The following is a 12809-nucleotide window of genomic DNA, read 5'->3' on the forward strand; positions in this document are numbered from 1 at the left end:
TATAATCCTCGGCTTGTTTTTTGCCCGCCAAGACCTTCAGTGGATAGGGTGTTATGTCCGGAAAAGCGCAACAGCAATCTCGTATCAAAGAGTTGATCACCCTGGGTCGTGAGCAGAAGTATCTGACTTACGCAGAGGTCAACGACCACTTGCCTGAGGATATTTCAGATCCCGAGCAGGTGGAAGACATCATCCGCATGATCAACGACATGGGGATCCCGGTACACGAGAGTGCTCCGGATGCGGACGCCTTGATGCTGGCCGACGCCGATACCGACGAGGCAGCCGCAGAAGAAGCGGCTGCAGCGTTGGCAGCGGTCGAGACCGACATCGGGCGTACCACCGATCCCGTTCGTATGTACATGCGTGAAATGGGCACCGTTGAACTTCTGACCCGTGAAGGCGAAATCGAAATCGCCAAACGTATCGAAGAAGGCATCCGTGAAGTGATGGGCGCAATTGCGCACTTCCCTGGCACGGTTGACCATATTCTTTCCGAATACACACGTGTCACCAGTGAAGGCGGCCGCCTCTCCGATGTTCTGAGCGGCTATATCGACCCGGACGACGGCATTTCGCCGCCTGCCGAAGTACCTCCGCCTGTCGACCCCAAAGCCGTCAAGGCCGAAGGCACCGATGACGACGAGGAAGAATCGGCAGACGCCAGCGACGACGAAGACGAAGTCGAAAGCGGTCCCGATCCGGTCATCGCCCAGCAGCGCTTCGGTGCGGTTTCCGATCAAATGGAAATCACCCGCAAGGCGCTGAAGAAATTCGGTCGCGACGACAAGCACGCCATTGCCGAAATGGTTGCACTTGCCGAACTGTTCATGCCGATCAAACTGGTTCCAAAGCAGTTTGAAGGTCTGGTAGAGCGTGTGCGGGGTGCTCTTGAGCGTCTTCGTGCTCAGGAACGCGCCATCATGCAGCTGTGTGTACGTGATGCACGTATGCCACGCGCCGACTTCCTGCGCCAGTTCCCGGGCAACGAAGTTGACGAAAGCTGGACTGACGCACTGGCCAAGGGCAAGAGCAAATACGCCGAAGCCATCGGTCGTTTGCAGCCTGACATCCAGCGTTGCCAGCAGAAGCTGTCGGCACTGGAAGAAGAGACCGGCCTGAAAATAGCCGAGATCAAGGACATCAACCGTCGCATGTCGATCGGTGAGGCCAAGGCCCGCCGCGCGAAGAAAGAGATGGTTGAGGCGAACTTGCGTCTGGTTATCTCCATCGCCAAGAAGTACACCAACCGTGGTCTGCAATTCCTCGATCTGATCCAGGAAGGCAACATCGGCTTGATGAAGGCTGTGGACAAGTTCGAATACCGTCGTGGCTACAAGTTCTCGACCTATGCCACCTGGTGGATCCGTCAGGCGATCACTCGCTCGATTGCCGACCAGGCCCGCACCATTCGTATTCCGGTGCACATGATCGAGACGATCAACAAGCTCAACCGTATTTCCCGGCAGATGCTGCAGGAAATGGGTCGCGAACCGACCCCGGAAGAGTTGGGCGAACGCATGGAAATGCCTGAGGATAAAATCCGCAAGGTATTGAAGATCGCAAAAGAGCCGATCTCCATGGAAACCCCGATCGGCGACGACGAAGATTCGCATCTGGGTGACTTCATCGAAGACTCGACCATGCAGTCGCCAATCGATGTCGCCACTGTTGAAAGCCTGAAAGAAGCGACACGCGAAGTGCTGTCGGGCCTTACCGCCCGTGAAGCAAAAGTTCTGCGCATGCGTTTCGGCATCGACATGAATACCGATCACACGCTTGAAGAGGTCGGTAAGCAGTTTGACGTTACACGCGAGCGGATTCGTCAGATAGAAGCCAAGGCACTGCGCAAGCTGCGTCACCCGACAAGAAGCGAGCACCTGCGCTCGTTCCTCGACGAGTAATCGCACCAGCGAGTCAACAAAACCCCCGGCCTGCCGGGGGTTTTGCGTTTCCGGGAAAAAGAAATCCGGATTTGCAGGTCCAGTCGTCAATTGATCAAATCAAACAGAGGTCAGACGTCGGTCTAATTGCAGGCCATGGCGAATTGACCTACAACTATGTATCACACAGAACACAAGCGCTTGCCAGTCGAGCCTTGGCCAGTGATTGTTACAAATTCACGCCACAACAATATCAGCGATAGTCAGACACGGACGTAAGCCGCATATGCGTGAAGTAATAATCGACACCAATGACCGGGAAGCGTCGTGCCTGTCCGAGGGAAAATTCGCCTCGGTCTTCGCTCAGTGCCCGGACGCCATGATTATCGCAAGCCTTGCCGACGGGCATATCATGGATGCCAATGCGGCGTTCGTTGAACGGACCGGCCTCACCCTTGACGAAGTGATTGGGAAAACGCCCACCCAACTGGATTTGTGGGCAGTGCCAGGTATAGGCCCAAAAGTTTTGCAGCAACTGCAGACAGGCAACATTCATAACCTGGAGATACCCTTTCGGCGCAAGAACGGCGAAACCTTTTCCGGGCTCATGTCCGCCCAGCCTTTCGACCAGAGCTCGACGCCAGCCGTACTGGTGATAGTGCGTGATATCACCCAGCGCAAGCAGGCCCAGCAGCAACTTCAACTTTCCGAAGAAAAATTCGCCAAAGCGTTTCATGCCTCGCCTGACGGGCTGGCTATCACCCGCCAACAGGACGGAATGCTTTTAGAGGTGAACGAAGGTTTCTGCCGCATCACGGGGTATAGCGAAGCGTACTGCCTTGAGCACTCGACATTCGACCTGGGTGTCCGGGTGGATCTGGGCGACCGCTCCAGGCTCATTGAGCAACTGAAGCGGCACGGCTCCGTCCGGGACTTCAGGGCCCGGCTTCGTAATGTTGATGGCAGTATCAAACTGTGCGAACTGTCCTCGCACCCGATCGTCATCGCAGGCGACGACTGCCTGCTGACGATTGCACGGGATATAACCGAAAGCAGACAAATGCAGGAAAAACTGCACTTGGCTGCAACGGTGTTCGAGAGCACAGCCGAGGGCGTGCTCATTACCGACACCAACCAGCGCATCAATGCAGTAAACCGTGCCTTCACTGAGATTACCGGCTACAGCGAGAGCGAAGCCATCGGCCAGACACCTCGCCTGCTCGCCTCAGGCCAGCATGACAGCGCGTTCTATGCCTCAATGTGGCATCAACTTGCAGCCGATGGCCACTGGCAGGGCGAGATCAGCAACCGACGCAAGAACGGCGAGCTCTACCCAAGCTGGCTGACGATCAATGCAGTGCGCAACAAAGCCAACCTCACCACCCATTTCGTCGCCGTCTTCGCTGACATCTCCAGCCTCAAACACGCCCAGGCGCGCCTCGACTACCAAGCCCATCACGACCCGCTCACCGGCCTGCCCAACCGAACCCTGTTCGAGAGTCGCCTTCAATCGGCATTACTGCACAGCGAAGAATCCGGCAGCCTTGGCGCAGTGCTGTTCCTCGATCTGGACCGCTTCAAACACATCAACGACAGCCTGGGCCATCCGGTCGGCGATCTGCTGCTCAAAGGCATCGCACATCGGCTCAAGGAGACCCTGCGCGATGTAGACACGGTCGCGCGCCTTGGTGGTGACGAGTTCATCGTTCTGTTACCTGGCCTGCTGCAGCCCAGCGACGCACAAGCCATCGCCAACAAACTGCTGGCCTGCTTCAACACGCCTTTTGAAGCTGGCGAACATGAGCTCTACATCAGCCCGAGCATTGGCAGCTGTGTTTTCCCGACTGACGGCACCGACGTAGCAACACTGGTCAAAAACGCCGACGCCGCCATGTACCGCTCCAAGGCCAAGGGCCGTAATCGGGTCGAAAGCTACACCTGCGACCTGACCACACAGGCCAGCGAACGCATTGCCCTTGAACAGGAATTGAGAAGAGCGCTGGACCGCAATCAGCTATCCCTGGCCTACCAGCCCAAAATCAGCCTCCTGACCCACGCGCTGATAGGCGCAGAAGCGCTGATCCGCTGGAACCACCCGACCTTCGGCGACGTGCCACCCGAACACTTCATACCGCTGGCCGAAGAAAACGGCATGATCCTGCAAATCGGCGAATGGGTGCTGGAGCAGGCCTGCCAACAGATGGGCAAATGGCGCAAAACCTGTCAGCCATTCGGCCCCGTGTCAGTCAACCTTGCAGGCGCTCAACTGCGCCAGACGAACCTTGTCGAACACATCGAACAACTACTGGCCGACAACGGCCTGGAGCCAGGCTGCCTGCAACTGGAAATCACCGAAAACTTCATCATGAGCCAGACCCAGGAAGCGCTGGCAGTGCTGCACAAACTGAAGAAACTCGGTGTGCAACTGGCCATCGACGACTTCGGTACCGGCTACTCCTCCCTGAGCTACCTCAAACGCCTGCCGCTGGACATCCTCAAGATCGACCAGTCCTTCGTTCGCGGTCTGCCCGAAGATACCCACGACGCCGCCATCGTCCGCGCCATCATCGCCCTTGGGCGCAGCATGCAACTGACCGTGATAGCCGAAGGCGTGGAGAACAGCGAACAGCAGCAATTCCTGACCCGCGAGGGCTGCGAACAGATCCAGGGCTACATCATCAGCCTCCCCCTTCAACCCGAAGAATTCAGCGAGAGATTTCTTCTTATGAATCTTTCGGACGTTTCGGATAGCACAGCCGCGAAACCGCCGTTATAATCCGCGGCCTACTGAGGGCCCATAGCTCAGTTGGTTAGAGCAGAGGACTCATAATCCTTTGGTCCACGGTTCGAGTCCGTGTGGGCCCACCATACTCAAAGCCGCGCATTGCGCGGCTTTCGCGTTTCTGGGTGGTTCTCCACTAATACAGTCCTATGGTCCAAAGGTACAAAATCGGTACAGTACTGGTGCGCCAGTACACCTTTGGAGTCCTTTCAGATGGCAACATTAGTCAAAACTCCTTCCGGCACTTGGAAGGCTTTGATCCGCAAAACCGGCTGGCCAACTGTGGCTAAAACCTTCCGCACCAAACGCGATGCGGAGGACTGGTCACGTCGCACCGAAGACGAAATGGTCAGAGGTGTGTATATCCAGCGCAGCGGCTCCGAGCGCATGACGCTGGAGGCGGCCCTAAAGCGCTACTTGAGCGACATCACCCCCACCAAGAAGCCCACCACTCAGCGCGGCGAAGCTTCGAAGGCAAAGAAGCTCATCGAGCATCTGGGCAAATATTCACTGGCTGCCCTATCCGCTGAAATCATCGCAGGGTATCGCGACAAGCGCCTGAACGAAAAAGGACGCGTTGGAACCACCAGTAACAACACCGTGCGCCTGGAACTTGCGCTACTTAGCCACCTGTTTACCGTAGCCATCCAGGAATGGGGCTTGGGCCTGACCTTTAACCCCGTTCTGAACATTCGCAAGCCGAGCCCTGGTGAAGGTCGTAATCGTCGACTATCCGCCGATGAGGAGAGGCGGCTGATGGCCGCAGTGAATAGATACAGCAATCCTATGCTGGGCTGGATCGTTGGCATCGCCCTGGAAACGGGCATGCGCTCTGCGGAGATCAGCACGCTTCGTAAGCCTATGGTCGATCTGGAACGACGCATCGTGAAGCTTGTAGACACGAAGAACGATGGCCAGCGGACTGTGCCATTAAGTAAGCGAGCAACTGAGCTGTTCAAGGCAGCTATGGCAAACCCTGCAAGACCAGGCGACTGCCAACTTGTTTTCTTTGGTGAGCCAGGTAAAGACAAAAAGCGTCGGCCCTACGCTTTTACAAAGATTTGGGGATCACTGGTTAAAGAACTTGGGTTATCCGACTTTAGATTTCATGACTTGAGACATGAGGCTGTAAGCCGGTTAGTCGAGGGTGGATTGTCCGACCAAGAAGTTTCGGCGATAAGCGGACACAAATCCATGCAGATGCTAAAGCGATATACACATCTTCGCTCTGAAGATTTAGTCAAGAAGATTGATAAAATAAAACAACGACCCAGGTTAAAAGTTTAGCTAAACAAGCCGCAATCAGACTCGAACACAAACCTGACTTTCGATATATCGAATGGTGTCATTACAAATTTTAGCGGCTAAAATTTTAAGCGAATAACCAAAGTAATAATCACACACCAAAAGAATACTTTAATACGCAAAAAAACACCAGAAAAAACAACCGATATATCGAAACTAGATAAATTAAGCAATTGAAAATAAAGGATATTTATTTTTTCTGCTTCCACCTAACAAAAAACTCTTTTAAGCTCTTCGAAACTTCTCTAGGATTGTTTTAGATTTACGAACCCGGAGTAATACTATGAGCACTGAACAAACCATTCTAGAAAAATACGATGGCGCCCCGCTGCTCTCTATTGATCAGCTAGCCGAGATACTACTGAGAAGCAAAAATGGCTTACGCCTCAGTCTCTGCGGCGACAATGAAGTCTCGCGTAAATTTTTGCCTTGCAAGGTAAAGATAGGCAGACGGATTTACTTTCGCACCACGGACGTAGCAAAAGCCTTAGACCAGGACTAACCCAATGGGCATCATACTAAAGGTTGAAAAAACAAAGCCCGAAAATGGCTACACCATTATTCACAATCATATACTCAAAGATAAAAACCTCAGTTTTAAAGCGAAAGGAATTTTATCGCTATTGCTTTCTCTACCGCCTAATCCAAAGCATCTGAGCATGGAGCTTATCGCAAAAAATAACCGGGATGGCATTTCCTCCATTCGCTCAGGAATCGAGGAGCTGAAAAGCGCTGGGTACCTGGCAGTGCACCAAATTAATAACTCTCGCGGGCAATATGACGGGGTTGAGTGGAGCCTTCGAGATACGGCGCTCGGGGTTGAAAACCTAGATAAAAAGCGCGAAATACCGGATGTGGAAAACCCGAACTCGGATCGGCCGCCTTCGGGGAAGCGCGGGCTTATAAATACATACAAAACAAAAACCTTAAAAAACAAGAAAACTACTACTGCTCCCGGTCCGGAAGATGAGAAAAGCCTAGAGGACCTCAGGTTTACCGCCACGATGCTTGCTGAGACCCAGATTCAGGTCCGCAAAGCATTGAAGCAGGTCGCACCATACGACCGACAGAGGATGCTCGACGATTTCTGCGCTGCGGTCAGAGCTGGAGACATAAAAAAATCCGAGCTTGGCTGGCTTCATGGGGTGATCAAACGCTATCGGAACGGTGAATACAACTTTAAGGCGCCTCCGCCAAAGCCCGCATCGGAGCTGACCAGGACGTCTTCACCGAATACAAACTTACCCTATCCGTCTCTCGGCCCCCCAAGTGTCACACCCGCAGAGCGATCGACCGTAGGATTAGAAAGTTTGAGTAAGTTAAAGAAAAACAGATGCAGGCCTAGCTAAATGCTTTAACCCTCTTTCGACAACTGAAGCCCCATCAAATCTAGCTACTTACTTCGGAAGACAACGATGAAAACCTTGAGCCTCAGAATCGCGGAGCGGGTAATCAAAAACGAAGATCCTCGTAGCGCTTTAGCTCATCGAGCAGTAGTAGTGATACATAAAAAGGAAATCCAAGAGGCTATTCAGCGCGGCTATTCAATACTCAGCATTTGGACGACCTTGCGCGAAGAAGGGATGGTAAATTTCGGCTATCAAGCATTCAGCCGTCATACCCGGGCAATCGTCAAACCTCTACTCGATGATACGGAATTGAACAATAAGCGTTGCTCCAGCGAACATACGTAACTAACAAGCTAAACAACTGCAACATTTTCTGACGCAGCACCGACTAATGCCGTTGAAAAACCAACCAACTCTAGATTATTTGCTCCTAACACTGTGATTTGCCAAGCGAGGCAACCAGCACTACTTGGAAAAGCAACGGTGATTTCGAGGGCAAGACAGGTGAAGTTAGCCAACCGACAAGTCGGTTAGCCAATTTCACTATCGCGTATTCGCGCCTGCGGCACTCAATGCTGTCTTGCTCTGCGAGGCAGGTCGCTTCCGCGACGTTATGAACACCAGAAGGAGGTTAAAAATGAGTCCTCACAAACAGCAGGAACACACACGAAAACACGGAAAGCATCTGCGAGTGCCGGTACTACCTGACGAAGAGCAGACGATTAAAGAGAACGCAGCAAATGTTGGTCTGACAGTGGCGGAATATCTACGCCGCTTGAGCCTCGGATACGAGGTCAAGAGCACGCTGGATTCCACCTACGTATTGCAAATCGTAAAGATTAACGCTGACCAAGGCAGATTGGGTGGATTGCTAAAGCTGTGGTTAACAGATGACCCCAAGCTGGCTGTCTGTGGTGGCAATTGGACGCCCGCAGTCGTACGCGCACTTTTAAAGCGGATTGAGACCAACCAGGACGAAATGCTCCGACTGGTACAGGCGCTGAAATTTTAGCGGCTAAAAAATTCCGCTCACCCTACCCTTTGGAGTCCAAATGAAAATTCCCGAAACCCCACGATGGATTAGTGTGCTTATCGCTGCGGCCATACCTCACCTCGCAATGGCAGGCGTTCCGGTATTCGACGGCGCGAACACTAGCCAAACAACCATTAGTGCAATTCAGAACGTAGCGGCAGTAGCCAAACAGATTGAACAGTACAAAATTCAGCTTCAGCAATATCAAAACATGCTACAGAACACAGCTGCGCCGGCGGCCTACATCTGGAGTGAGGCTGACCAGACGATTTCAAAGCTACTCGCGGCTCAGGACACACTCAGCTACTACAAAAATCAAGCTGGGAACTTAGAGCAGTACCTTTCGCGTTATCAGGATGCGGCTCACTACGCTAAAGCACCCTGCATCGGTATGGACACGTGTATGACTCAAGACCAACAAGCAATTGCCGACTCGCAGAGCGATGCCACCACCGCCAGAAAAAAGGCAAATGACGCCCTTCTAACAAGCGTCTCGCGTCAGCAAGAAACCTTGCAATCCGATGCCCAAGCACTTGCAGGTATACAGCGTGCTGCGAGTGGCGCTACAGGTCAGATGCAGGCTATTCAATCAGCAAACCAGTTTGCCAGCGCACAAACCAGTCAGCTTTTACAAATTCGCAGCCTGCTAATTGCACAGCAAAACGCGCTCGCAACCAACGCACAGGTGGAGGCTGATCGTGACGCTCAGAAGCTTGCTGCGGATCGAAAAGCTCTCAGCGGCCGCAATAGCCAAAGCGCAGACAGGCAGTGGTGACGATATGAATGCTTTCATTCGGCGAACCACGTGGCTTGTCCTCATCGCGTTACTGACCAGTGGTTGCGGAGCCGCTGATGACAGCAAGCCCTCTGGTTGCGGAGCGCCACAAACAGAGCAGGCGTCGTCTAAAACGAACAACCAGGAAGCGTGTGTCCTGGGGCATAAAAACACCCAAAGCTCAGACAGGAAATGGTGACTCTATGAAAAGGCTACTACCAATCCACCTGCTGCTCATCGCGCTAGCATTCAGCAGTACGGCTCAAGCAGCGGGTCTGGACAGCGGCGACATGCTCAACAAAATCCTGGATAACTTCTCGACGGTTGCAGTGACTTGGAAAGACGAGATCACAGAGCGCGCCTCATGGCTGTTTTGGGGGTTAGCATCCATCAGCATGGTTTGGACTTATGGCCTGATGATCCTGCGTAACGCCGACATACAAGCCTTCTTCGTCGAGACCATTCGATTCTTCGTAACCTTGGGATTCTTTTGGTGGTTACTAATCAATGGACCAGCTATATCTTTGTCCATCATCGACACCATGCGAGATATCAGCGCAAACGCTTCTGGACTTGGAAGCGGCCTTTCCCCGTCGAGCATCGTGGACATAGGATTCAACATTCTCACCAAGGTCAGCGAGTCAGCCTCGCTGCTATACCCGGTAGTCACCGCCCTGATGCTCGCGGCAGCTATCGTAGTGTTGGTGATCCTTGCACTGATCGCGGTGAACATGCTTCTGCTGCTCATCTCGGCATGGTTGCTGGCCTACGCCGGGATCTTCCTTCTAGGGTTTGGCGGTAGCCAATGGACCTCCGACATAGCGATTAACTATTACAAAACTGTACTTGGCGTCGGTATCCAGCTTTTCACAATGACTTTTCTGATCGGTGTAGGAAGATCATTTTTGGACCAGTACTACCAAGCCTTTTCAGTTGGGACGCCTGATCTGAATAGCCTATGCGTACTCCTGGTCGCATCCGTGGTATTGCTCACTCTGGTCAATAAGCTACCCCCAATGCTTGCCGGCATAATCAGCTCTGGAGGGCAGACCTCAGGCATCGGTAGTTTCGGCGCTGGAGCTGCGATAGGAGCAACGACCATGGCTGCTTCTACCGTAGCTTCGGCAGCGAGCACCGCGTTGGCGGGAGCCAACGAGATAGCTGGAGGCACTTCAGCACTCACGGCTGCCTTTAAAGCTGCCGAAGCCCACATCGACAGCGGCTCCACTGACACAGGTAGCTTTGAATACGGTTCCGGCAGCGAGGAGCACACCACGAGTGGTTCGGAACAATCGGCTTTTGGGCAAGCCATGGGCAATGGACAGAACACAAGCTATGCTTCGAGGGTAGCCCAGACTGGAAGGTTGGCAGCAAGTGCCGGGGCGCTCATCGCTGAACAAGTGGGCCAGAGCATAAGCAGTCGAGCCAGTGCAGCGGTAGAAGATACGGCGGGCGGCAGGGTCGCGGCCTCGATCAATGAGAATAGCAAAACGTCACATTCCGACAAGACCGAGAGGTTCGACGGTGATAGTGTGAGCGGATCCGATGAGTTTGCAGATTTCATTAATAGAGATCCTACTCTGGATTAAATTCCGGTTTAAATATTACTTAGACCGCCGCAAGGCGTCGCGGCGGTTACCTACATAATTTCCACTCGGAAGCAAGGCATGAAAAAATTAGTATCAGACACACAACCACGATTTTTGGACGAGCAAAACGATCTCATAGGTCCTATGCCTATCCTTGTCACGCGTACGACCCTTAGAGCGATACTGAAGAACCATCAAAAAACTTTATTAACTGATTTTGACCAAAGACTAGCAGTATCAACCTGTAGCAATCCCATAGTCTCTGACACTACCAAAACTGGGAAGCTATAATATTCACATCCGATCAGTAAAACGATAATAACTCTACACTAGCGCAAAGTTTTTTAATTCTATAGGCAAATTCATGAACCAAGCTAAAAACCAAAGCCAACAACTTGCTAAAATAAAAAAACACTCTAAAGCTGCTTGGCGAACCCAAAAGAAACTATTTATTTTCTGAACAAGTCAAACGAAAACTATAGACTTTTAGAAAAACAAAAAAACATCCACGTTAGTTATCTAAATCCGACTCATTTGAAAGGGATAGAAAATCGTTCAATGTGTATCTCACGCTGGACTTAACTGAAAGAATAGACGTCTCAGCAATATTTGATCCAGTAATACCCTCAGGAATTATCGTGATTCCACGATCACTGGCGATTTTAGATCTAAAGTCATAAACCTCTTCATGAAATTTGAACTTAACTTTTTCTTCGAACAGAGATTTTTTAAGGGTATCAACTAACGGGATAGGATTTTCATCCTCATCCGTTACGAGTAAAATCTCTAGAAAATAGGGCGCCGGCATCAACCCCAATGCACCTGTCCACCGGTCATTCGAAGCAGAGCCTATATTTAGATAAATACCATAGAGTTTGTCAGTGCGAAGAATCTTGCCATCTAACACTTCTTGAATACGGCTTTCTTTTAAAATTACATTAAACTCATCAGGTAAAGTTATCCGAGTATAGCTCCGTGCTAGCCAGCCTGAAAATGTATCAAGCCATTGCGACTTCATCCAGCCCGCTGACTCCCTATCTGAGTCTACAATGTCATAGTCTGGATCACCGATCCCCGCTAAAGCATCTCGACTAATCCAAATACGTCGCTGGATATTCACCTCAAAGAAAACAGTCTCCCCTTTCCCAATAGCTTCTAGATGGAGAAGCCGAGGATTATTACCTTTACTCAAAGCGTTATCTATTTTTGCAACTCGAGTTGCGGCAACGACTTCCACCACAGGAATTTTTTCAAAATCTGAATTGTAAATATTGCAAGTTTGCGATGCAACTATCCACCATATATCGCCATCAACGCCACAGTGACTCTGCAATCTCTCACCAGAGATTACAGAGCCTTGCCACCAGCCAGCCTTCTTAATAGCTTCAGCCAATTCGACATTAAAATTAGCCAAAATCTGCTACTCTATCAATATCAGCCACATGAGCGCTACCAAGGTAAGTGCTGCCCTTCGTAGGTTGTTGCGAACCTAGACGAGGAGCCAATTCTATTATTTTTTTAGATATCGTATTTAGTTTGGCAATCTCGTCCAAAGACTCATCTTGGATCACATCCATAAATGAACTGCCACTTAGAGGAGTTAACCATACATTCTTTAAACGCTGGAGATTAAATTGAACAGAATGCTCTGAGATCACAGACAACATCACATCCAATATCTTTGTATAAGCGCTTCTAGGCTCAGAACCTTCAAACCAATCATATACAGACTTTCGAGTAACACCAAAAAGCTGAGCAACTTGCGTTACAGACAAGCCTAGTTTAGCTTGAACATCTGCGAGCTGAGTCTTGAAAGACAACTCAGGCTGATCAACCTCTTCTGAAACAATATTTTTAGCCACAACAACTAAGCTACTATCAATCCGAACAGACTGAAAGTCATCTACTGTTAAAATCAGACGTGGATGCTCTCTTATAATACCTGTAAGTCCTGAAGGAAAAGACTGATCTATAATGCGCCCCATGTAAGTTTGTGCAGAAGCAGCACGTTCTACCCAATTACCTAAACCTAGAGCTAAACCTTGAGTCCTGCTCACTTGAACTTTCATAGACGATGCTGAAGACATAAACAT

Annotated in this window: 11 protein-coding genes and 1 tRNA gene; 10 read left to right on the plus strand and 2 right to left on the minus strand. The window is 51.1% G+C overall.

The genetic code is table 11. From position 1 onward, the window contains the following. The first annotated feature begins 53 nt into the window (after nt 1-53). The 10 genes from rpoD (at nt 54) to trbL (ending at nt 10716) form a co-directional block, all read left to right on the plus strand. Nucleotides 54-1904, plus strand: coding sequence for an RNA polymerase sigma factor RpoD (gene rpoD / locus RYB66_RS16550; RefSeq protein ID WP_316894879.1), 1851 nt, complete (start codon nt 54-56; stop codon nt 1902-1904). Between the two features lie 277 nt (nt 1905-2181). Further along, nucleotides 2182-4659: an EAL domain-containing protein gene (locus RYB66_RS16555; RefSeq protein ID WP_410478413.1), complete on the plus strand. Its 2478-nt coding sequence runs from the start codon at nt 2182-2184 to the stop codon at nt 4657-4659. A gap of 15 nt (nt 4660-4674) precedes the next feature. Then, nucleotides 4675-4751 (plus strand) — tRNA-Ile (locus RYB66_RS16560). A 127-nt stretch (nt 4752-4878) separates the two neighbouring features. Beyond that, the gene (locus RYB66_RS16565) at nt 4879-5952 is read left to right on the plus strand and encodes a site-specific integrase (protein WP_316894882.1); all 1074 of its coding nucleotides are present in this window, start codon (nt 4879-4881) and stop codon (nt 5950-5952) included. Nucleotides 5953-6253: 301 nt separating this feature from the next. After that, complete coding sequence (locus tag RYB66_RS16570; RefSeq protein WP_003316232.1) at nt 6254-6472, plus strand: hypothetical protein; 219 nt, start codon at nt 6254-6256, stop codon at nt 6470-6472. Nucleotides 6473-6476: 4 nt separating this feature from the next. Then, nucleotides 6477-7319 carry a phage replication protein gene (locus RYB66_RS16575; RefSeq protein ID WP_316894885.1) on the plus strand — a complete coding sequence of 281 codons (843 nt, stop codon included), beginning with the start codon at nt 6477-6479 and terminating at the stop codon, nt 7317-7319. 66 nt (nt 7320-7385) lie between these two features. Further along, on the plus strand, nt 7386-7664 hold the full coding sequence (locus tag RYB66_RS16580; RefSeq protein ID WP_096135284.1) for a TraK family protein: 279 nt from the start codon (nt 7386-7388) through the stop codon (nt 7662-7664). Between the two features lie 292 nt (nt 7665-7956). Further along, nucleotides 7957-8331 carry a conjugal transfer transcriptional regulator TraJ gene (gene traJ / locus RYB66_RS16585; protein WP_024651933.1) on the plus strand — a complete coding sequence of 125 codons (375 nt, stop codon included), beginning with the start codon at nt 7957-7959 and terminating at the stop codon, nt 8329-8331. 40 nt (nt 8332-8371) lie between these two features. Further along, nucleotides 8372-9127, plus strand: a complete 756-nt coding sequence (gene trbJ / locus RYB66_RS16590; protein ID WP_316894889.1) for a P-type conjugative transfer protein TrbJ — start codon at nt 8372-8374, stop codon at nt 9125-9127. Nucleotides 9128-9279: 152 nt separating this feature from the next. Beyond that, a complete protein-coding gene (gene trbL / locus RYB66_RS16595) occupies nt 9280-10716 on the plus strand; it encodes a P-type conjugative transfer protein TrbL (RefSeq protein ID WP_284403574.1) in 1437 nt (478 codons plus the stop codon). Nucleotides 10717-11227: 511 nt separating this feature from the next. Here the strand turns inward: trbL and RYB66_RS16600 are convergent. Both RYB66_RS16600 and RYB66_RS16605 read right to left on the minus strand, forming a co-directional pair. Continuing rightward, nucleotides 11228-12130 carry a hypothetical protein gene (locus tag RYB66_RS16600; protein ID WP_316894894.1) on the minus strand — a complete coding sequence of 301 codons (903 nt, stop codon included), beginning with the start codon at nt 12128-12130 and terminating at the stop codon, nt 11228-11230. Beyond that, nucleotides 12123-12803 (minus strand): hypothetical protein, encoded by a 681-nt coding sequence (locus RYB66_RS16605; protein WP_284403570.1) that lies wholly within the window; start codon nt 12801-12803, stop codon nt 12123-12125. The genes RYB66_RS16600 and RYB66_RS16605 overlap by 8 nt, the downstream gene beginning before the upstream one ends. Between the last annotated feature and the right edge of the window lie 6 nt (nt 12804-12809).

Source organism: Pseudomonas syringae group sp. 243L2 (assembly GCF_032587875.1).
Taxonomy (GTDB): Bacteria; Pseudomonadota; Gammaproteobacteria; order Pseudomonadales; family Pseudomonadaceae; genus Aquipseudomonas; species Aquipseudomonas amygdali.